Here is a 22,219-nt window from a genome sequence, read left to right as displayed (position 1 = left end):
CAGCGAGTGAGGTAGGGCAGCAAGCCACCTTAGCATAAAGCAGCCTTGGGCTTGCTACCCCTGGCTGTGATGGCTTTCGGGGGCGGCGCAATCTAGGGCGCAGTCCCGATCGAGCAGACCAGCCCAAACCAGCCAGAGTTAACGATCAAGAACGACGACTGCGACGCACTTCGGTGATTTGGTCAGCCGCATCCAACAGCGATTGGGGTACGTCGGGCCCAGTCAAAATCACGTCCAGGTGTTGCGGGCAGCGATCGAGCAAATCCAGCACTTCCTTGCAGTCGATCGCCCCCAGCCGAATTGCCAAGCTTAATTCATCCAACACGATTAGCTCGTATTGTCCCGATTGCACCCGATCGACCACCTGTTGCCAAAGATCGCGAATGGCGGCGATTTCTTCCGGCGTGGGCTGGGTTTCATCCAAATTGCGCGAGAGGTCACAACGCAGCCAATCCAGTCGTTGCACCAAGGAGATCGGATGGTCGCTGCCCTGACGAATACCGCCCTTGAGGAATTGGGCCACTAACACCGACTGTCCCTGGCCGGCCACGCGCAGGGCCTGGGCCATTACATCTGTCAGAAACGTTCGCCGGGGTGCGGTAAACACCTGCACCAAACCATGAGCGAGGGAGTTGGACGATCGCGATAGGGTGGAAACCTCAAGTTGCGAGACCATAGCTGATGGGACACCCACAATATCTAGCGTGAAACAGAAAACCTTTTTCAGTCAAACACTAGATATGCGACCCGTCAATGTTGAAGCAAATCAAAATTTTTGCTGTTCAGCAGGCTACGAATTGCAGTGGCGAGCAGCCTAGCCGATCGCGATGTCGTCCAAAATCAGCTTGTCTGCTTGGCTGCCGAAGGTGACCGATCGGGCAATGCCACTGAAGTTCACCACGAAGGGATCGCGGGTCAGGGCATAGGCTCCCACGGGTAAGTTGCTGTCGGCGGTCAGGGGCAGATCGATGATGGCCAAAATGTTTCCGGTGCCGTTGGGCCCATCGTAGAGCGTCACTTCGTGGAGGCCATCCCCATCGGGATCCCGGCGCGGATCAAGGGCAAAGGGGGCTGCATAACGGAAACTAAGTCGATCGCGAAACCCGTTGGCCACGGTCATCACAATCGATCGCCCTTCTCCGTAGGTCATCACTTGGGCGGCAGCTCCGGCATTCAGTAGCGGATCGGTGAAGTTGCCGCTGCCACCCGCGTTGTAATCCAAAATGCCTAGGGCATTGCTGGAAAATTGAACGCCCGTAATCGGATCCGTGCCGATCGGCTGGAGATCGCGCACTTGCCCAAAGTTGACCTGGGCCGTGAATCGATCGTTATCGGCAATCTCCAACACGGCCGTATTTTGCCGCCCCAGCAAGGCCCCGCCCGTCGGGTTGACCAGGGCCAGATTCACCACTTCGGTGGTTTCCAACAGGGCATCATCCCCGATCGAGAATTGAATGGTTTTGGGCGTGGTGTCCCCGTCGGCAAAACTCACCAGAGTGCTGGCAGGAATGCCAAAATCAGCACCGGGAACCGCCGTGCCGCTGGTGGTGGAAATGAGGGCGGTGACGGGGCCGCTGCTGCCGTTGCTGCGGGTAACCGTCACCGAGGCGATCGCCTGGCCTTCCACCACGCTAAAAACCGGCTGGCTGAAGGATAAAGTTCCGGCGGGGCCGTCGTTGTCGATGATTTCCAAGCGGGCGGCGGGGCGTTCTCCGGTGCTGGCTCCGTTGGTCAGGTTCACCAGCCGCAAAATGGCGCTGCGGGTTCCATCCTCCACAAAGTTGTCAATCAGCGGAACTCGGACAAATTGGGTGGTGCTGTCTCCGTCGGCAAACCGCACCACAGTGGGTTCCGGTGCGCCCAGGTCGCGGAAGACGATCGCGCTGTCATTGACAATATCGATCGTGGCGGTAATTTCGCCGTTGGTGCCTCCCGTGCGCGTGATGGCAATCAGGGCGGAACCATCGCTTTCTTCAACGCTGTAGACGGAGCCGCTGAAATCTAATCGTCCCGGTGAAGCCGCTGAAGGCTGGTCATTGTCCTCAATCAAGAGGGTCGCCTGCGTGCGATCGCCCAGTTTGCTGCCCCCGGTTGGATCCGCCAAGGTGAGGCGCAGGGTTTCCGTTCCCTCCACCAGCAGGTCATCCACCAACGGCAACACCACCGAGACCGATCGCTCATCGGCCCCAAACTCCGCCACGATCGGCCCATCCAAGCGCAAATCTTGGCCCAAGATCGCCGTGCCATTGCTCACACCCACCGTGACCGTTTTGGTGGTGATTGGCGATTTCAGAAAGGGAAAACTGCGCTCAATGCGAATACTGGTGAACGGTGTGCCATCTTCCCGAATCTGAAAAGTGCTGTCGCTAAATTGCAGCACCTCCGCTTCCACGAATCGATCGCGCCCCAAGTCTGCCAACCGCACATTGGCCACCCGGGCCAGCAGATTGGTCGTGCCCTTCAGAAAAATCAGCACTTCGCCAGGGCTGTCGGTGGTGCTGGTGGCGATGGTGTCATTGGCGCGATCGCTAACCCGCACAATCTCCAAATCCTCGAACCGCAGCCCCGGAGCCAGCCCAATTCGATCGCTCGTTGGATCAAAATCCTCAATCCGTTGCAGGGCCGCTGCTGTGCCGGTTCCGGCCTCAATCACAAAAATATCGCTGCCCGCCCCACCCCGCAGGCGATTATCTCCCTCGTTGCCGCCCAGGATGTCGGCTCCAGCACCGCCGATCAGGGTGTCGTTGCCCAGGCCGCCGTAGAGGATGTCATCGCCACTGGTTCCGGTTAGGGAGTCATTGCCCCCCTGCCCCAAAACCGCCTGGGCTTCCGTCAAATTCAGCCGATCATCCCCATCGGTCAGCACTAGCAACGCCATACCCAAACCTCTCTCAACATTCCCTATAAATCGCTTGACGACCAATCCCCGATCGCGTTCCCCAAGGGCAACCTGAGCCGGGCCAACGGTTCCCGTACCGTTCGACGTTTGGCCCACAGGCAACCTGAGCCGGGCCAACGGTTCCCGTGCCGTTTTGCGCTAGGATCGAACACTTGCAATGCCCCTTGCACGGCCCACGTCCGAAGGAGAAATCAAATGGCTCGGTTGTACTACGACAACGACGCAAACCTAGACCTGCTGAACGGCAAAACCGTCGCGATCGTCGGCTATGGCTCCCAAGGCCATGCCCACGCCCTTAACCTCAAAGATAGCGGCGTAAACGTCATTGTCGGCCTTTACGAAGGCAGCAAATCCACCGCCAAAGCGCGGGAAGCCGGTCTAGAAGTCGTGTCCGTGGCCGAAGCCGCCAAGCGTGCCGACTTCATCATGATTCTGCTGCCCGATGAAGTGCAAAAGACCGTTTACAGCAACGAAATTCTGCCGAACCTGAGCGCGGGCAAATTGTTGGCCTTCGCCCACGGCTTCAACATTCACTTTGGCCAAGTGGTTCCCCCCGCCGATGTGGACGTGGTGATGGTGGCTCCTAAGGGCCCCGGCCACCTGGTGCGCCGCACCTATGAGCAAGGCCAAGGCGTGCCTGCTCTGTTTGCGGTTTATCAAGACGCAACCGGCAAGGCCCGTGACCTGGCCATGGCCTACGCCAAGGGCATCGGCGGCACGCGCGGCGGCATCTTGGAAACCACCTTCCGCGAAGAAACGGAAACCGACCTGTTTGGTGAGCAAGCGGTGCTTTGCGGTGGCTTGAGCGCCCTGATCAAGGCAGGTTTTGAAACCTTGGTGGAAGCGGGTTATCAGCCCGAGTTGGCTTACTTCGAGTGCTTGCACGAAGTGAAGCTGATTGTGGACTTGGTGGTGGAAGGCGGTTTGGCCAAGATGCGCGACAGCATCTCCAACACGGCGGAATACGGTGATTACGTGACGGGCCCCCGCATCATCACTGACGAAACCAAGGATGAAATGCGTCGGGTGCTGAAGGATATCCAAGATGGAACCTTCGCCCGCAATTTCGTGTTGGAAAATCAGTCCGGTAAGGCTGGCTTCACGGCCATGCGTCGTCGGGAAGCAGAACACCCGATCGAGGAAGTCGGCAAGGATCTGCGGGCCATGTTTAGCTGGATGCAGAAATAGGATTCCCAGGAATTTCCTAGGGTGTCTTTAGCAAATTAATCATGACTAATCCAGGCTTATGAGTCTGGATGCGGCTTGAAAAGATAGCTTTCAAGGGAGTCGATCGGCTCCCTTTTTTGATCTGTATTTTTTCGATCTGTAATTTTTTAGGGCTGTATTTTTGCGGATCTGGTAACTGAATCGGGGGCGATCGACCATCCTCTTGAGATAGCGATCGCCCCCGATCGAAGTCTATTCAGTTAACTCAGTTAACCAATGAATTGACCGAGCGGCGAAACCGGGCATTTTCCAACCCGGTTCCACTGCCCTATTCCGCCAGCGTCGGAGCCTGAGCCACCTTCTGGGCGATCGACCGTTGGAACAGACCCTGGGCAAAGAACTCAGGATTGGCCTTCGCGATCGTGTAAGACTCCCGCACCTGCGAGTTCACGGCCACCGTCTTCACGTCATAGACCTTCGTGGCCAGTTGCGGATACACCCCGATCGCCACGATCGGAATCAGGAACGCCATCGAAATGGCCACCTCACGCTTCCGGGCATCCCGGAACACGGCCTGATCCGGCAACACGCAATCGGTACCGAAACAAACTGCGCCTTCCACATCCTGGTTTTGCAGGCCCGCATTGCCCACCTCGCAAGCCAGATCCGCACTCGTGCCGTAAAACACCTGACGCAGCATCGACAGCAGATAAATCGGCGTGAGAATCACACCCACCGCAGCCAAGAACACCGTCACCGTGCAGAACGTGGAGCTATAGATATCGCTGCTGGTGAACCCAACAAACACCGCCAGCTCACTGGCAAAACCGCTCATCCCCGGCAGCGCCAAGGAAGCCAGCGCCCCCGCCGTGAACAGCGCAAACACCTTCGGCATCAGTTGACCCATGCCGCGCATTTGATCCATCGCCAGGGTGTGGGTGCGGTCATAGGTCACACCCGCCAAGAAGAACAGCAGTGCTGCAATCAGACCATGGGACAGCATTTGCAGCATTGCGCCGCTGACCCCCAAGTCGGTGAACGAAGCGATGCCCAGCAACACAAAGCCCATGTGCGACACGGACGAATAGGCCAAGCGGCGCTTCATATTCGTTTGGGCAAAGGAAGCGAAAGCACCATAAATGATGTTCACCACCCCCAGAATGGCCAGTACCGGTGCGAAGTAGATGTGGGCATCGGACAGCAATTCCAGATTCAGGCGAATCAACCCATAGCCGCCCATTTTCAACAGCACACCCGCCAGAATCATGGACACGGGTGCAGAAGCTTCCCCGTGGGCATCCGGCAACCAAGTGTGCATGGGGAAAATGGCTAGCTTGACCCCAAATGCAATCAACAAACCCGCATAGAGCAACAGTTCCAAGCCCAAGGAATAGTTCTTGAGGGCCAAGTCTGCGATGTCAAAGGTGACGGGGCCGTCGCCGGACAGGGCCAAGGCCAAACCAGCAACCAAGATAAAGATCGAAGCGGCAGCGGTGTAAATCAGAAACTTGGTGGCGGCGTAGCGGCGCTTTTGACCGCCCCAAATGGAAACCAGTAGATACACCGGAACCAGTTCCAATTCCCACTGAATGAAGAGCAGCAGCAGGTCTTGGGCCACGAACACCCCGACTTGGGCTGCATAGAGCACCAACATCAGGAAATAGAACAACCGGGGCTTGCGATCGACCTGCCAGGAGGCCCACATGGCCAACGTGGTGACGAATCCAGCCAACAGAACAAGGGGCATCGAGATGCCGTCAACGGAGACGGCCCAGCTAAAGCCGATTTGCGGCAGCCAGGGATATTTTTCAACCAGTTGGAAGCTGGAGTTGCTGGAGTCGTAGTGCGTCCAGAACGTATAGACCATCAATAGAAAGTCCAATACGCCGACGCTGAGTGCGAACCAGCGGACGGTTTTGCCGTTGCGATCGGGGAGGAGGGGAATCAGGAAGGCCGCGATCAGCGGAAACAGAATGATCGCGGTCAGCCAGGGAAAATGATCCGCCATGATGGTGGTGAGCAAGAATACTTACTGCCTTATGGATGTTGCTATTCTACTGACTTCGTAAAGCGTTATTCATAAATCTTTTTTGCTGTAAGTAAAGAATTAAAAATGGGAATTTTAGGCAATTTTTGCCAGAAATCCTGCTATGGAGCCATTTGGGTGTTCAAGATTGCTGACAAGATCATGATCAGGAATGTCAGTGATTGGTCATGAATTGATAAAGAAATCTAAACTTTCAGTTCAGCAGACCTGAAGACTGGCGCGATCGCGTTACATTTAGCAATTTTTTGATCACCGGCCGCTGTCTTCAGGGAGGTGATTCTGCTCGCGGTGATCGTGCTTTGGGCCTTGGTCGCCACCAGCCATTAAAAACAAGCCATAAAAAAAGGGGAGCGATCGCCCCCCATCATGCTCATGCCAGTGATTTCAGTAATTTCACTGCTTGCGGCTGAATGCCGATCGCCTAGCGCTTGTTCCAGAACCAACGGAGGAACAGCTTTTCGCCCTCAATCCAAACCACAATCAGGGCGCTGAAGCCAAGACAAACCAGCAGTTCCGTGAAATCCAACGCCGAAGTGCCAAAGAAAGATTGCAGCGGCGGCAGGTAAACCAACGCCAGTTGCAACAGCGTGGTGAGCGTCACCGACCAGAGCACATAGGGATTGGAGAACATATTCATTTCCACAATCAGCTTCGTGTCCGATCGCACGGCCAAAGCGTGGCCCATCTGGGCAATGCAAAGGCTCGTGAAGACCATGGTTTTCCAGCTTTCGGGGTGGTCAGTGCCTTGGGCATAGTTATAGGACCAAACCATGAGAACGATGGTGACCACCGCAAACACAATCCCGATCCGCACCATGTAGGCCCCCAATCCACGCGCGAAGATGCCTTCGTGGGGGGCATGGGGTGGCCGCTGCATCACGTCCGGGGAAGCGGGTTCCATTGCCAGAGCCAAGGCCGGCAACCCATCGGTGACCAAGTTCATCCACAGAATTTGCAGGGGCGTGAGGGGCACCAAATCGCCACCCACCTGGGAAATGGGGATGATCAGAGGAGCGCTGGCGATCGTCAGCACTTCACCGATATTGGAGCCGAGGATGTATTTCACGAAGCGGCGGATGTTGTCATAAACAACGCGGCCTTCTTCGGTGGCGGCAACGATCGTGGCGAAGTTGTCATCCAGCAGCACCATGTCACTGGCTTCTTTGCTGGCATCGGTGCCGGTGATGCCCATGGCGATGCCGATGTTAGCCTGTTTGAGGGCGGGCGCGTCGTTCACGCCGTCGCCGGTCATGGCGGCGATTTTGCCTTGGTGTTGCAGGGCTTTCACAATCCGCAGCTTGTGTTCTGGGGAAACGCGGGCATAGACAGAAACGCGGCCCACGGCTTCTTCCAGTTCCCCTTGGGTCATCCTTTCCAGTTCCGTGCCGGTCAAGACCCGATCGCCCTCGGCGGAAATGCCCAACTCTTGGGCGATCGCTTTGGCGGTCAGTTGGTGGTCACCGGTAATCATCATTGGGCGAATGCCAGCCATGCGACAGCGGGCCACGGCTTCATTCACTTCGGGGCGCGGCGCGTCCATCATGCCCACCAATCCGAGCCAAATTAGGTTCTGTTCGGGGTCGGTGGCGGAGCCGTTCGGTTCCGGTGAATGATTGTTGGCTTCGGGGGGCAGTTGATCCAAGGGTTTGTAGGCCAAGCCCAAGACCCGTAGCCCTTTGCTGGCCAGTTCGTTATTGCGCTCCAAGATGTCGGCTCGATCGGCTGGGGTCAGGGGACGGGCCTCAACACCGCTTTGAAGGCGATCGCACCGTTCCAGCAACAATTCTGGCGATCCCTTGCTGGCCATCAAAACCTTGGCGGGGCCGGTGATGGCTGTCAACGACAGGGGCCCGGCCTGATCGGTGCGCACAAACACGCTCATCCGTTTGCGATCGGACGAAAACGGAATTTCAGCGGCACGGGGATAGCGCTTCGTCCACTCTTCTTGGCTCAGGTTGCCTTTGCCGGCCAGGGCCAACAGCCCTCCTTCGGTGGGGTCACCAATGATCATCCAAGGCGACTTGCCCCGATCGGTTACGGTTTTGTCGCACTGCAAAATGGCATCGTTACAGAGCACGCAGGCCGACAGCAGCAAATATACGTCCGGCGCTTCCTGGGCCAAGGTTTCGGCGGCGATCGGCTCACCCACTGGGCCCGTCGCATCCACCGGTTGCAGAGAGCCGAAGGGTTCGTACCCTTGGCCCGTGACCCGCACGGAGCGATCGCACAGTTCTAGGGCCTGCACAATCATCTTGTTTTGGGTCAGCGTCCCGGTTTTGTCGGAACAAATGGTGGTGACCGAGCCAAGGGTTTCCACGGCCGGTAGCTTGCGAATCAGGGCATGGCGGCGCACCATCCGCTGCGTTCCCAAGGCCAACGTCACGGTAATTACGGCGGGCAATCCTTCCGGAACCACGGCCACCGCCATACTGAGGGACACTTCCAACAGCTTGCGGAAGTTTTCCCAGCCCAGGGCAAAGGTTCCACCCACCACCACCAGCACCACCAACACCATGGAGCCAGTGACCAGGGCCTTGCCCAACTGCTCCATCCGTTGTTGCAGGGGGGTTTCTTCCGCTTCCACGGACTGGATCATGGTGGCAATTTTGCCCAGTTCCGTCCGCATTCCGGTTTCCGTGACCAGCACCTTGCCGCGGCCCTGAATCACTTCCGTGCCTTGAAACACCAGGTTGAGGCGATCGCCCAGGGATGTTTCCGGATCCAGGGTCAAATTCACCTGCTTATCCACCGCATGGGCTTCCCCGGTCAAGGCGGCTTCTTGAATTTGCAGATTGGCCAGTTCCAAAATTCGGCCATCGGCGGCCACCTGGTTTCCGGCTTCAATCAACATCACATCGCCGGGAACCAGTTCCTTGGCATCCACTTCCAAGATTTGCTGATCTCGCTGCACCCGAACTCGGGGGGATGACAATTTTTTGAGGGCGGATAGGGCTTTTTCGGCCCGACTCTCCTGCAAATAGCCCAACGTGCCGTTCAAAATCACGATCACAAAGATGGCCAAGGCATCCTTGGGAAAGGGAAATTTGCCCTGTTGGAAGCCTTCCGCCAAGCTGAGGTTGGCCTGTTGGGTGCTTTGCCAACCTTCAAACAAATCCAGGCCGGCGGACACAAAGGCAACCCCGATCAGCATCAGCAACATGATGTCGCCAAACTGACCCAACAGAATTTCCCAAACGCTGCGGCCACCGCCGTCATCAAGTTCGTTGGGCCCGTATTGGGCCAGCCGATCGCGCACTTCGGCGGAACTGAGGCCGGTTTCGGGTCGGGCTTGCAACTGCTCGATCGCGGCTTGTGGATCCAGGGAATGCCAGGCCACGGGCTTGGCTGCCGCCGCGTTGGGGGTGGCCGTGCGGGCAGGAGAGTCAATAGTCATAGATCTGGAGGGGGTGGGTGACCAAACCCGATCGCTCTAGTGGGATGGTGGGCGATCGCGGGGTTTGGGATCAGAAAATTTGCAAATGGGCTTTGGTCGCGTTGGTCGCTAAAAATTGCGATCCCCTAAGGCGAGATGAGTCAGCGGGATCGGCTGGCACTATTATATAGTGCTATCAGGATCGCAATCGATCTTGATTGAAGTCCGTCACTGGTTTGGCTGAGGTTGTGAAAATGGTCATCCTTTCGCCCGTGGCGGCTGCGAATGCATTTCCCGATCGCCCCCCGCTGAATCCCTTTATTCCGCCCTATTTGGTGGGCCGCGTGAGCGATCGGGAGCAGTTGTGTCAAATTCTGCAAGCGGATGGCGACGTGCTGTTGGCCGGAGTGCCGGGCATTGGTCGGCGCACCCTTTTGACCTATGCGGCCGCCAGCTTGGGGGCCCAAGTCATGGAAATTGATTGCTTGCGGGCCGTGAGTCCGGAGCGATTGGTGGACTGCTTGGCCACGGGTATTTTGCAAGCCTGCCGCCAAGAACGGGAGCGCCAAACCCTGCAACGCTGGGCCGAAACCATGGGGGCCGCCATCCGCTGGGGTCATCGGCCGGAACTGCGGTTGCCGCCCACGGCCGATCGATGGGCGAGTTTTCAATCTTTGCTGGCCTTGCCCCAACAGTTAGCCGATGGGCTGAACTATCGAGTGGTGATGGTTTTGGCAAACTTACCCCACCTTAGGTCATGGGATCGTGACGGGCGCTGGGAGCAATATTTGCGGGCCGAAATTCAGCGACAAACCCGAGTGAGCTATGCCCTGATTGCGACAACGGCCGATGAGTGGGTCACCGATCACAATTTGGCAATTTTGTTGCTGCCTCCCCTGTCGGCGGCGGAGTTGGAACCCTGGTTGCGGGAACGGAGCGATCGGCTGGGGTTGCATTGGACTCCAGAGGCGATTCGACGGTTTGCCCTGAATGCGGGGGGCCATTTTGGCGAGTCGATCGCCCTGGCCCGGCGGATTTGGCTTGATGTGTTGGCGGGGCAACGGGGCCGATCAACGGCGACCCCGGTGGCGATTACGGCAGAGCAGGTCGATCGCGCGGCGATCGGGTTAGTGGAGGACTTGTCGGCCACGTTTGAATCCTTGCTGTTGTTGCTGCCCGATTCCCAAGTGCGGCTGCTGGAAAGTTTGGCGTTGGATCCGACCGATCGCCCCCATGCGCGGGAATATGTCCAAAAACACCGCCTTTCGCGGGGGGGCGGCCTGCAAGGGGCCCTGGCCAGCTTGCAACAAAAGGGCTTGGTTTACGGGCCCGATTTGGGATATCGGGTGGCTTTGCCGCTCATGGCCCTTTGGTTGCGCCATCGATTGGGCTAAATCACGGCCCATGGTTCCGCAAAGCATTGGTGGAAATCATTAGGATCAATACAGTTCACAGGATCAATCAGTCCACTGCATCGAGTCTTTTCCTAAATCGTTTCCAATTGTTTCCTAAATCGTTGATTCACCCCACGCAAACCAATGGCAACTTGGGCATTTGATCGATTCGTCAGCACCCTGCGCTATTTTGGGGTGTTTCCCGTGATTGGTGATTTTGGTTGGGTACAAAAACTGATGGGGACACAGGCCAAGGTGGATTGGATGGAACCGTCTTTAGCCCAGACTGCGCGCCCGATCGCCCTGGTGTGGGGGGCTTGTGGGGATGTGGGCCGGCGGGTGGTGCGCTTGCTCTTGCAACGGAACTATCAGGTTTGGGCCTTGGGAGTTGATCGGGCCCGGCTCCCGGCCGATCCCCAACTCCATTGGCTGACCCTTGAGCAATGGGCTGAAGCGCCGATCGAACAGGCGGCGGCAATTTTGATTTTTGGAGCGGCGGCCCCCGAAGCCTGGGTCGATCGCGCGGCTCAAGCGACCCGAGCGCCCCAACGAGCGCCGCAAATGGTTTGTGATTTTCGGCAACCCAGCCCCGAACTGGCCCAAGTTTGGGGGGCGATCGACGATGTGGTGATGGGCGGAGTCAGCAGCAGCGATCTGCGTCTGTTTAGTGGGTATGGCCTGTTTGCGGGCAATGTTTCCACCGACAATTCCGGGGGGTTTGCCTCCATTCGCACCCGCAATTTTCAGGAACCGATTAATCTGTCGGCCTTTGAGGGGTTGGAATTGCGCATTAAGGGCGATGGCCAACGCTACAAGCTGATTTTGCGTGCGGAATCTCGCTGGGACGGCATTGGCTACTGCGCCTCTTTTGATACGGTCTACAACATTTGGCAAACGGTGCGCATTCCTTTCCGAACCTTGCGACCGGTGTTTCGGGCCCGTACCTTGACCGATGCGCCCGGGTTTGATGCCCGAGCCTTGCGGGCCGTGCAGTTGATGTTGAGCAAGTTTGAATATGACGGGGATTTGAACCCCAAATTCAAGGCCGGTGGGTTTTCCCTGGCGATCGAAACCATCACCGCCTATGGCCAAGCAACGCCCTCGTGCTGGATCCTCTGCGGTGCTGCGCCAGAGTTTGTGGACTATTGGCAAGGGAGCGGCCTGAACGGCCAGGTCTTGGCAACGCCTGAGTCGATCGACCCGGCCCAAGCGGAGCAGCTCGCCCAAACTTGTCTTCAGGCTGTTGATTAACCCCTAAAATAGCCAACGTCCTCGTAGGCACTCCCGATCGACTACGATCGGGCCATGCTCACTTTTCCTAGCGCCATCCATGCAGCCCACCGACCCCAATCAATTCACCGAAAAAGCCTGGGAAGCGATCGTTAATTCCCAAGAAGTGGCCCGCCGGATGCGCCAGCAGAACCTGGAGGTGGAGCATGTGATCTTGGCTCTGCTGGAAATTAACGACACGGCGGCGGTGGTGTTGGAGCGGGCCCAACTGGATCCGGCCCAGGTGGCGCGGCAGTTGGAAAATTTTGGCCAGCGGCAACCCCGGGGCGGCGCGGGTGACCAGCTCTATCTGGGGCGGGGGTTAGATGCCCTGCTCGATCGGGCTGATGTGGCTCGGGAATCCTGGGGCGATCGGGAAATTGGCATTGATCACCTGCTGTTGGCCTTTGCCGATGACGATCGGGTGGGGCGCAAAATTCTGCGATCGCTACGGGTCGATCCCCAGGATGTGGAAGCGGCCATTCGAGAAATTCGCAGCGCCATCAAGGCCCAGGAGCGATCGAGCGAAGCCACTGGCCCCGCCCGCGACAGCGTGAGCAAAGAAGAAGATCCCCTGGAAGCCCTGGAGCGCTTTGGACGCGACCTGACCGAACAAGCCCGGGCCGGCAAATTAGATCCGGTAATTGGACGCGACGAGGAAATTCGCCGCGTGATTCAGGTGCTCTCACGCCGCAGCAAAAATAACCCGGTGTTGATTGGGGAGCCGGGCGTGGGCAAAACCGCCGTGGTGGAAGGCTTGGCCCAACGGATTGTGAATGGGGATGTGCCGGAATCCCTCAAAAATCGGCGGTTAATTGTGCTGGACATGGGCAGCCTGATCGCCGGAGCCAAATTTCGGGGGGAATTTGAGGAACGACTGCGATCGGTCTTGCGGGCCGTGACCCACTCGGGCGGCTCCGTGGTGCTGTTCATCGATGAGCTGCACACCATCATCGGCACGGGATCGGGCCAAAGCAGCGCCATGGACGCGGGCAGCCTACTGAAACCCATGTTGGCGCGGGGGGAACTGCGGTGCATTGGAGCCACCACCCTCGATGAATATCGCACCCATGTGGAAAAGGATCCGGCCCTGGAACGGCGATTCCAACAGGTTTTGGTGGAAGAACCGACGATCGACGTGACGGTTTCGATCCTGCGTGGCCTGAAGGAGCGCTACGAAGTTCACCATGGGGTGAAGATTTCCGATGCGGCGTTGGTGGCGGCCACCCAACTGTCTAATCGCTATATTCCCGATCGATTCTTGCCCGATAAGGCGATCGATGTGGTGGACGAAGCGGCCGCCAAATTAAAAATGGAAATCACCTCCAAGCCGGTGGAGCTGGAGACGATCGAACGGCGGCTACGGCAATTGGAAATGGAGCGGTTGTCCTTGCAGGGCGAAACAGCCTCGCGCGATCGACTGCTGCGCATTGAAGCTGAAATTAGCACCCTTCAGAGTCAACAAACGGAGCTGGATCAACAGTGGCGGGGTGAGAAAGAATTGCTCGATGAAATTGGCAATTTGAAAGAGCAAGAAAGCACCCTGCAAAAACAAGTTGAACAAGCGGAACGGGACTATGATCTCAATTTGGCAGCCCAGCTTAAGTATGGTGACCTAGAGCGTATTCAAGAGGAACGAGCCGCTAAAGAATCCCAATTGTTGGCCATCCAAACGCAAATGGCCGTGCCCATGTTGCGAGAGCAGGTCACGGAAGCGGATATTGCGGAAGTGGTGGCGAAATGGACTGGCATTCCGGTTAATCGGTTGATGGAATCGGAGCGCCAAAAACTTTTGCAACTGGAGCGCTATTTACACGATCGCGTGATTGGCCAACAGGAGGCGATCACCGCCGTGGCCGCCGCCATTCGCCGGGCCCGCGCTGGCATGAAAGACCCGGGCCGCCCGATCGGTTCCTTCCTGTTTTTGGGGCCCACGGGGGTCGGCAAAACAGAATTAGCCCGCGCCTTGGCGGAGCTGCTATTTGATAGCGAAGATGCCATGATTCGGATTGATATGTCCGAATATATGGAGAAGCAAAATGTGTTGCGGTTGGTGGGTGCGCCGCCGGGATATGTGGGCTATGAAGCGGGTGGCCAGCTCACTGATGCAGTGCGGCGGCATCCCTATTCCGTGATTTTGTTTGATGAAGTGGAGAAGGCGCACCCGGATATTTTTAATATCTTGCTGCAAGTGCTGGATGATGGGCGCTTAACGGATGGCCAAGGGCGTGTGGCGGATTTCCGGAACACCATTTTGATCATGACCAGTAATCTGGGCAGCGAGCATATTTTGAAATCTAGCCTGGAAGAGGAAGGCTATGACGAAATGCGCGATCGGGTGTTGAAGGCTTTGCGATCGCACTTCCGCCCCGAGTTTTTGAATCGGGTGGATGAAACGATTATTTTTGAAGCCCTCTCGAAGGGGAATTTGCGCCAAATCGTGTCCATTCAAATGAAGCGAATTGAGCGATTGTTGGCCGATCAAAAAATTGCGATCGCCCTGTCTGAATCGGCCAAAACCTACATTGCCGATGTGGGCTACGACCCGGTGTATGGGGCCCGCCCCCTGAAGCGAGCCATCCAAAAGGAATTGGAAAACCCGATCGCCGATCAAATCCTGGCCGGCGCATTCACCGAAGGCGACACGATCGAGGTGGAAGCGATCGAGGTGAATGGTCAAACCAACTTGGTGTTTCGACGGGCCAGCGATCGGCCCACGGCGCATCCCGACGAAGCGACCGAAGCGACCGATTCGGAGCCAAACCCACCACAGCCGTCAACCCTCCCCGAGGTGCTCAATCCCCCAGCAATTGACCCGCTTGATCAAGAACCGCTCGATCGAGATGAAGCGGGCGATCGGGATAACTTTGCCGTTACGGTAGCCGATCGGGACTTGGATGCCCCGGCGGACATGGCAAAGGACGCAACCACCGACCCCCCGATCATTCCCACGGTGGTTGATTTGCCCGCCCTCGACTCCCTCGACCCAGAACAGCCGCCCCTGATTCCCACGAGCAAGATGTCTGAACCTGTTTTTTCCACCCGGTTCTATGACGAAGATGATGAGGTTTAGGGGTTGATGCAGCGGCTAAGTTGCTCCCGGTTGCGCCAAGCGCCCGCAGTTCTCGCACCCTAATTTTTCCTAATCTCTCCCAATTTCTTGTCATTTCTCGCCGATTTGGCCAACTGTTGCGATCGCACCAGGAGTTCTCAGCGTGCCCCAAGTCACTCTCTCAGCCCTAATCACCGGCTTGCGGACAGGAACCGCCCTCGCCAGTTTCCCTACGGATACGGTTCCGGCCCTGGCGGCTCGGCCCGATCGGGCCCCGGCGGTCTATGCCACCAAGCAGCGCGATTTCCAAAAGCCTCTGATTTTGATGGGGGCCCAGCCAGCGGATTTGTGGCCCTATGTGGACGATCGGGCCGGCGATCTGGGCCAATGGCAGGCGATCGCCCAAGACTATTGGCCAGGAGCCTTAACGATCGTGTTGCCTGCCCAGAGCGATCGCCTGCCGCCCATGAACGACATCTTGGGCCCCACACGCTCGATCGGGCTGCGAGTTCCCGCCTGTGAAGTAGCCAAGGCGATTTTGGCGCAAACGGGGCCGCTACTCACCACCAGTGTGAATCGATCGGGGCAGCCTCCCCTACGGATGATCGCAGACATTAACCGAGAATTTCCCGAACTGCTGACCCTCAGCCCCGATGAAGTGGCCGCCATGGGCGATTCGGAAGTGGGTTCCGGCGAACCATCCACCGTGGTGCGCTGGGGGCCGACGGGCTGGGAAGTATTGCGCCAAGGGGCCATCCAATTTCTTGGCTAAGATGCTGGATCGCATTAACTATCCATTGGGGCGAAACGATTCATGGGGGCGATCGATGAGCCATGCATTCGATGCGCAATTGATTACAGGTTAATTGGGACGCTCGATCGGCAAGCCAATCACAAATTCTGTCCCTTGACCGACCGTTGATTTCGCCTCCAAGCTGCCCCCATGGATATCCACCACAATTTGGCGGGCGATCGCCAATCCTAGCCCCGTTCCGCGACCCACTGCTTTAGTCGTAAACGCTTGGTCAAAAATCTTGCCGATAATTTCCTCAGGGATTCCCACCCCGTTATCAGCGATCGTGACTTGAACCGTTGCTTGGTCGGACGTGACGCGAATGGAAATTGCCTGAGCAGCGGCGGTTAATGCTTCAAAACTATGTCCTTGACTGGCCTCATCCAACGCATCGATCGCATTGGCTAACAAATTCATAAACACTTGGTTCAGTTGCCCCGGAAAGCAATAAATTTCGGGCACTGGATCGTAATTGGTGGCCACATGAATCGCTGGTCGGTGATCATTGCCCTTCAGGCGATGGCGCAAGATCAAAACCGTGCTGTCAATGCCTTCACGCACATCAAACAATTGCTTGCTTTCCGTATCCGCTCGGGAGAAGGTTCTCAAACTCTTGCTGATGGCACGGATTCGATCGCTACTTTCCTTCATGGCCCGAATCAGTTGCATGGCATCATCGCGCACATAGTCCAAATCCACTGCTTCCAATTCCGCTTGAATTTGGGCGCTGGGATTCGGCAACTCTTGAGCATAGAGATCTAGCAAGCTCAGAAGGTCTTCAATATAGATTTGGGTTGCGTCAATGTTGCCAATAATGCAGCCGATCGGGTTATTAATTTCGTGGGCTACCCCTGCCACTAAACTTCCCAAAGCCGACATTTTTTCACTTTGAACTAGCTTTAATTGTGCTTGCTGTAAGTCCGTAAAAGACTGTTGTACCTGCTGATAAAGCTTGGCATTGTTGAGAGAAATGGCTGCTTGCGTGCAAAGGAAGTTGAGAATAATCACTCGATCGTTGGTGAAAACTCCAGCGGTTAGCCGATTTTCCAAATACAAGCAACCCAATAATTGCCCCTGATTCAAGATAGGCAAACAGAGGACGCTCTTCGGTTGATGTTGATTTAAATAACTTCCGATTACTGGTAAATCCGTAACCAAATCATCAATAACAATCAGTTCTTGGGTATTTTTTACATACCGAATGAGCTTGGCCGGCACTTGACTGTGATCGGTTAAAGGATCATTTCCCAGTTGGGTCGATTTCAGTGTGGCCGTAGCACGCACTTGCCAGCTTCCACGATCATCAGCCAACACCAAAACGCAGCGTTCTGCTCCGGAATTTTGCAAAATAATTTGCGTGAGTTGACCCAACAATTCTTCTAATTGAATAGTGCTAGAAAGGGCCTGTGACGCTCGCAAAATGCTAGCAAAGTCCAAGGTTTGATTAAGCCGAGCGCTGCTAGCACTTTTGCGCGTGCTGCTGTGGATGGTCGGGTTAACCGAAGTAAGGGTCATCAACGTGTTGAGAAAGTCAACCGAGGTGGAACTCGCCTGAAGAATTGGTCGCAACAATTTGGGATAGCGAATTTCCAGATCTCGAATTTTGGCTTTGGCTCCCCAGCGGGCATAGCAATAGTAGGCTTCCTGGAGATAAACGGCGGCAATTTTCTCTTTACCCCAACTCATATAAAACTTCGCAGCCAGTTCATTGGCCAGGGCCTCTTCCTGGAGATAGCCCATGCCTTTGGCGTTGGCGATCGCCCAATCATAGGACTCGATCGCCTCAGGATATTGATTGGTGAGGCGATCGGTTTCCGCCTTGACCAAAAAGTAAAGGTGCAAGAAGTTTTCGGGACAATTATCGGCCCAAATTTTGAGCTGATCACGATAGCGAATGATGGTTGTCCAATCCCTGGCTTTTTGTTCTTCAGGGGTTTGCTCATATCGAGCCGCTAAGAGCAGTGCATAAACAAAACAGTGATGAACATAGGGCAATAGTCCTTGAGGAGCCACATTAATAATTTCTGATTCCGCCTGCTGACCGTAATAATAGGCTTCTTCCAGTTGATCAAAAATCAAAAGAACTTGGGTGCGCAGAATATTAAAAATGCAAATAACTTGCCAGTTTTTGTGAATCCGGCATTGCTCTAAGTAGGCTAGCTCTGACTGAATTTTGCCCCAGCCGATCGATAAATCCGTTGGGTCATATTCCGGGTCTAGGAGATTGGCAACCACCGACAGACCCCCTAACATCAGATCGATCGCCCACTGATTTTTATGCTTGCGACTGAAGTTTAAATATTCTGTAATTTCATCAAATAGTTGATCTAGGGGCAGGCTTTGATAAAACCGGCAATACATGTTGTGACCAAAAGCATAGGCCGCGTATTGCAAATTACTTGATTCCAGCCCCACTCGATAGGAAGATAGATAATCTTCCGTGGCAATTTTGAGGGGATCTGACCAATGGCGTAAGGAACTGCCAATCATCAAATAAGCCACACTTTCAGCGGACTTATTATTAAAAGCCTGAATTAGCTGAAGGGTAATATCCAGTAATTGATCAGTGCCTTGATAGTTATTCAAGGCATAGCCCCGCAGCCCACCAAAAGCCGGGTAGATATAGCCAATTTCCGGTGTATTGCCATATTGCAAACAAAGATTCACTGCCTTGGCACAAATGACCGACCACAGCCGTTGATGGGAGCGATAAGTGGGTGGCCCCATGCTAATTAACAGCTTGATCGCCATTTTTTGCTCCGGCTCAGTCATGATCGGCAACTGAGTCAGCACCTCAAAGGAATTATGATTGGCCAATGTTTTTGCTTGGCCTAATTCCTGGGCTAGGGCCGCTTCCAATTGATCAACAGGCAGATCAATATCCAGGAGGGCTAAGCCTTGACGGCCCGCTTGAATCGCTTCGGGATATTTGGCTTGCAAGGTATATTGCAAGATCGACATGTTGTAAACATCGGCTTTTTCTAAGGAAGTTTTCGCCTTGCTCAAGGCTCTTTGAATCCAGATTTCTGCTGCTTCCAGGTTGCCATTCAAATATTCAATTTCTGCCCGTTCTTTATCGAGCCTAAAACTGAGGTCATAGTCCTTTTGGGCGATCGCCTCCGGTAACAACTCGATCGCCGTGCGAATATAGGTCAATGCGGCGGCATAGGCGGTGGCGGCTTTGGCCTTGCAACCGGCTAAGAAATTTAATTGGGCTAATTCTCGCTGTTGGTTGGGTGCTGCAATGAGCGCTTGACCCACGTTGAGGTGGTTAACAATTTCAAAGATCCGCTCTTCCCGATCGCGCTCTGAAAGTTGCTCCAACAGTAACCGACCCACACAAAGATGGGTTGCCTGTTTTTGGTCGTCATCAATCAAGGCATAGGCTGCCTGTTGAACACGATCGTGCAAAAAGCGATAAACAGCCCGATCGCTCACTGTGGTTTCTGTTTCTGTCGCCTCTGGTGTTTCTTGACCTAAATAGAATTTATAAACCTCGCTTTGGGGCAAAATTAATCCCTCTTGCAGCGCTTTCCAGAGGGCTGCGGCGGTCTCCGTTTCTGACTGTTCAGAAACAATGGCCAAGGTGCTCAAATCAAACTGGTTGCCAATACAAGCGGCTAGCTTCAAAACTCCTTGGGTAACCGCAGGCAACTTCTGAAGCTGCAAGGCCATAAATTCCACCACATTGTCCGTTAAAGACAGGGTGCTGATGGGTGCTAAATCGCATTCCCAAACGCCTTGCTCTCGGTCAAACAAAATATAGCCATCTTCTTTGAGAGCCTTCAAAAATTGGGCCGTAAAGAAAGGATTTCCTTGAGTACGAAGATAAATTAGCTCCGTCAGCAAGCGCGATCGATCCAAGCCGCAATGCAAAGTTTCCGCCACCAACTGGTTAGTATCGCGAAACCCTAGGGGAGCAAGGGTGATTGTTTGCAGCGTGACCTCTGCTTTTTTCAGTTCCTCAATGGTCAGCATTAACGGATGGGCAGACGAGACTTCATTATCTCGATAGGTTCCCAATAGCAAAAGATAGGGATGACCATCCATCAAAATCTTAATCAGTTGCAAAGAGGCTGAATCAGCCCACTGCAAATCATCCAAAAATAAAACCAGGGGATGGGTCGCTTGGGTAAAGATTTGGAGGAAATTCTGAAAGAGCAAATTAAATCGATTTTGAGCCGCCGCACCGGATAACTCCGGAGCCGGTGGTTGCGAACCAATAATCCGCTCTAGCTCAGGAATCACGTCAATCAGTACCTGCCCGTTGGTTCCCAGGGCCGTCAAAATTTTCGTGCGCCATTGGGCAAGTTGTTGGTCAGATTCTGAGAGAAGCTGCCCCATCAAATCTCGAAACGCTTGAACAAAGGCCGAAAAAGGAATATTGCGGTTAAATTGATCAAACTTTCCCTTAATGAAGTAGCCCCGTTGCCGCACGATCGGCTTATGGACTTCACTAACCACGGCAGTTTTGCCAATGCCGGAAAATCCCGCCACTAACATTAATTCCGAGGCTCCCTGGGCCACGCGATCGAACGCATCTAAAAGGGCTTGAACTTCTGTGTGGCGACCATAAAGTTTTTCAGGAATCAGGAATCGATCGTTTAAGTCCCGATCGCCCAAAGAAAAAACCGCCACCCGTCCTTGAAGGGCATATTGGTTGAGGCAATGCTCCAGGTCATGCTTCAACCCCAAGGCACTTTGGTAGCGATCCTCCGCATTTTTGGCCATCAACTTGTTGACAATTGCTGCCACCATGCCAGGAACCTGAGGGTTCAACACATCCACCGCTGGCGGAATTTGCGTCATATGGCAATGAATTAGCTCCAGCGGATCTTGACCCTTAAACGGTAATTCCCCCGTCAACATTTGATAGAGCGTGACTCCTAGGGCGTAAAAATCAGCTCGATAATCGATCGCCCGATTCATGCGCCCCGTTTGTTCTGGAGCCAAATAGGCGAGGGTTCCCTCCAGACTTTTAGGACTTTGGAGGGATTGCGTTTCCTTCGGCAGCAGAGAAGCAATTCCAAAGTCAATTAATTTGACTTGCTTGGAAGTGGGGTCAATGAGAATATTGGTTGGTTTAATATCTTTATGAATAACTCGATATTGATGCAATTCATGGAGAATTTCAACTAAACGAACTGCAATTCCTAGAATTTCAACGAGAGTGACTGTATTATCTTGAAGATATTGAGCAAGGGAAATTGCTCCAAAATCTTCCATCACCAACCCATATCCATTGCCGTAGGGAATGAGGCTAAGGGGGTGAACAATACCATCAATGGGTAAGTTTTTGGTGACCGTATATTGATTGCGAAATTGGACTAATTCTGCAAAACTTGGATATTCCTGAGACAGAACTTTAATGATGACCGATCGCTGGGTTGCCTTTTCCACTGCGCGATAGACCAGTGTTCTTGTGCCTTCATACATCAGCTCAAGAATCTGGTATGCCGGAAGATGGGCGATCGCTGGGTTGGTGGAACCGGGCGCACTCGTCATGGGTTCAAACTCAGGGGAAGTAGTGTCACGGGAATTTCATCAGAAGCCCGAAACTTGAGTTTAGGTCACTGTCCTAGTTACTGCTTTAGTATAAAGAAAAATTTTGATTTGCCATCCCTCACTCCTGACCAAACTGGCTTTTAAAATGAGGGTTGACTAAACCAATTCTCATTTAGCTTGATCAGATTTTTGCCATTTTGAGAGACCGAGACTGTAAACAAAAACCTTCATTGTCTCGTTTCAGATTTTGATCAAGAAAGTGAGATGACTGTCATTATTGAACGAAATGATTCTGAATGAATTTCAGATGCTTTCTCAGATAATTGTAATATTTCTTCAATATTTTCTAAAGATTTTGCCCTGACGAGATCAACAGATTAACCATGAATTGAGACCAGTCTGTAACTTTTTTGACATTGAAAATTTAAATTTTGAATCAATTTTCAGGAATTATGAGTTTCCGCCCCAGCAACCTTGCTAAAAAAGCTACATTGCACCTGCGGAGATAGCACGAATTGGCTTGGCAAACACAAGCTGCAATTGGGCGATCGACAATAGCTCACTAGTTAGCAAAATTCAGTGACTTACTGAAAAACCTACTGAAACGATTTCGTGGCAGTTTGCACAAGGCACGCTGGATTTTTGATCCGATGACTGGATCTCATGAATTAGTCTAATAAGTTAAGTTAATTAGTCAATTGGATTGGGCGATCGAGCGGC

At 54.3% G+C, this 22,219-nt stretch carries 10 protein-coding genes; 5 read left to right on the top strand and 5 right to left on the bottom strand.

Annotated features, from left to right (window positions below):
* Nucleotides 1-145: 145 nt before the first annotated feature.
* Together H6G53_RS00165 and H6G53_RS00160 are read right to left on the bottom strand one after the other, a co-directional pair.
* The gene (locus tag H6G53_RS00165; protein ID WP_099533594.1) at nucleotides 146-676 is read right to left on the bottom strand and encodes a cob(I)yrinic acid a,c-diamide adenosyltransferase; all 531 of its coding nucleotides are present in this window, start codon (nucleotides 674-676) and stop codon (nucleotides 146-148) included.
* Between the two features lie 138 nt (nucleotides 677-814).
* Nucleotides 815-2,878 carry a Calx-beta domain-containing protein gene (locus H6G53_RS00160; protein WP_190530537.1) on the bottom strand — a complete coding sequence of 688 codons (2,064 nt, stop codon included), beginning with the start codon at nucleotides 2,876-2,878 and terminating at the stop codon, nucleotides 815-817.
* A gap of 216 nt (nucleotides 2,879-3,094) precedes the next feature.
* On the opposite strand from H6G53_RS00160, the gene ilvC reads away from it, so the two are divergent.
* Complete coding sequence (gene ilvC / locus H6G53_RS00155; protein WP_099533592.1) at nucleotides 3,095-4,087, top strand: ketol-acid reductoisomerase; 993 nt, start codon at nucleotides 3,095-3,097, stop codon at nucleotides 4,085-4,087.
* A gap of 307 nt (nucleotides 4,088-4,394) precedes the next feature.
* Here ilvC and H6G53_RS00150 read toward each other — a convergent pair whose 3' ends face one another.
* Both H6G53_RS00150 and H6G53_RS00145 read right to left on the bottom strand, forming a co-directional pair.
* Nucleotides 4,395-6,077 (bottom strand): NAD(P)H-quinone oxidoreductase subunit 4, encoded by a 1,683-nt coding sequence (locus H6G53_RS00150; protein ID WP_347343106.1) that lies wholly within the window; start codon nucleotides 6,075-6,077, stop codon nucleotides 4,395-4,397.
* Nucleotides 6,078-6,534: 457 nt separating this feature from the next.
* A complete protein-coding gene (locus H6G53_RS00145; protein ID WP_190530535.1) occupies nucleotides 6,535-9,507 on the bottom strand; it encodes a cation-translocating P-type ATPase in 2,973 nt (990 codons plus the stop codon).
* 233 nt (nucleotides 9,508-9,740) lie between these two features.
* On the opposite strand from H6G53_RS00145, the gene H6G53_RS00140 reads away from it, so the two are divergent.
* From H6G53_RS00140 to H6G53_RS00125, 4 genes are all read left to right on the top strand, one after another.
* Complete coding sequence (locus H6G53_RS00140) at nucleotides 9,741-10,880, top strand: ATP-binding protein (protein WP_190530534.1); 1,140 nt, start codon at nucleotides 9,741-9,743, stop codon at nucleotides 10,878-10,880.
* A 144-nt stretch (nucleotides 10,881-11,024) separates the two neighbouring features.
* Nucleotides 11,025-12,131 carry a CIA30 family protein gene (locus tag H6G53_RS18615; RefSeq protein WP_190530533.1) on the top strand — a complete coding sequence of 369 codons (1,107 nt, stop codon included), beginning with the start codon at nucleotides 11,025-11,027 and terminating at the stop codon, nucleotides 12,129-12,131.
* 79 nt (nucleotides 12,132-12,210) lie between these two features.
* Nucleotides 12,211-15,222: an ATP-dependent Clp protease ATP-binding subunit gene (locus H6G53_RS00130; RefSeq protein ID WP_190530532.1), complete on the top strand. Its 3,012-nt coding sequence runs from the start codon at nucleotides 12,211-12,213 to the stop codon at nucleotides 15,220-15,222.
* 142 nt (nucleotides 15,223-15,364) lie between these two features.
* Nucleotides 15,365-15,973, top strand: a complete 609-nt coding sequence (locus H6G53_RS00125; RefSeq protein ID WP_099533589.1) for an L-threonylcarbamoyladenylate synthase — start codon at nucleotides 15,365-15,367, stop codon at nucleotides 15,971-15,973.
* Between the two features lie 90 nt (nucleotides 15,974-16,063).
* On the opposite strand, the gene H6G53_RS00120 is transcribed toward H6G53_RS00125, so the two are convergent.
* A complete protein-coding gene (locus H6G53_RS00120; protein ID WP_190530531.1) occupies nucleotides 16,064-21,499 on the bottom strand; it encodes an ATP-binding sensor histidine kinase in 5,436 nt (1,811 codons plus the stop codon).
* Nucleotides 21,500-22,219: the final 720 nt, after the last annotated feature.

This window comes from Limnothrix sp. FACHB-406 (genome assembly GCF_014698235.1).
GTDB lineage: Bacteria > Cyanobacteriota > Cyanobacteriia > CACIAM-69d > CACIAM-69d > CACIAM-69d.
The sequence above is the reverse complement of the archived record's forward strand: the minus strand, read 5'-3'. Positions and strand labels throughout refer to the sequence as shown.

What these genes read in the sequence shown, in the direction of transcription:
- H6G53_RS00165 (WP_099533594.1), bottom strand. Translation starts at nt 676, where the DNA reads ATGGTCTCGCAACTTGAGGTTTCCACCCTATCGCGATCGTCCAACTCC.
- H6G53_RS00160 (WP_190530537.1), bottom strand. Translation starts at nt 2,878, where the DNA reads ATGGCGTTGCTAGTGCTGACCGATGGGGATGATCGGCTGAATTTGACG.
- ilvC (WP_099533592.1), top strand. Translation starts at nt 3,095, where the DNA reads ATGGCTCGGTTGTACTACGACAACGACGCAAACCTAGACCTGCTGAAC.
- H6G53_RS00145 (WP_190530535.1), bottom strand. Translation starts at nt 9,507, where the DNA reads ATGACTATTGACTCTCCTGCCCGCACGGCCACCCCCAACGCGGCGGCA.
- H6G53_RS00140 (WP_190530534.1), top strand. Translation starts at nt 9,741, where the DNA reads ATGGTCATCCTTTCGCCCGTGGCGGCTGCGAATGCATTTCCCGATCGC.
- H6G53_RS18615 (WP_190530533.1), top strand. Translation starts at nt 11,025, where the DNA reads ATGGCAACTTGGGCATTTGATCGATTCGTCAGCACCCTGCGCTATTTT.
- H6G53_RS00130 (WP_190530532.1), top strand. Translation starts at nt 12,211, where the DNA reads ATGCAGCCCACCGACCCCAATCAATTCACCGAAAAAGCCTGGGAAGCG.
- H6G53_RS00120 (WP_190530531.1), bottom strand. Translation starts at nt 21,499, where the DNA reads ATGACGAGTGCGCCCGGTTCCACCAACCCAGCGATCGCCCATCTTCCG.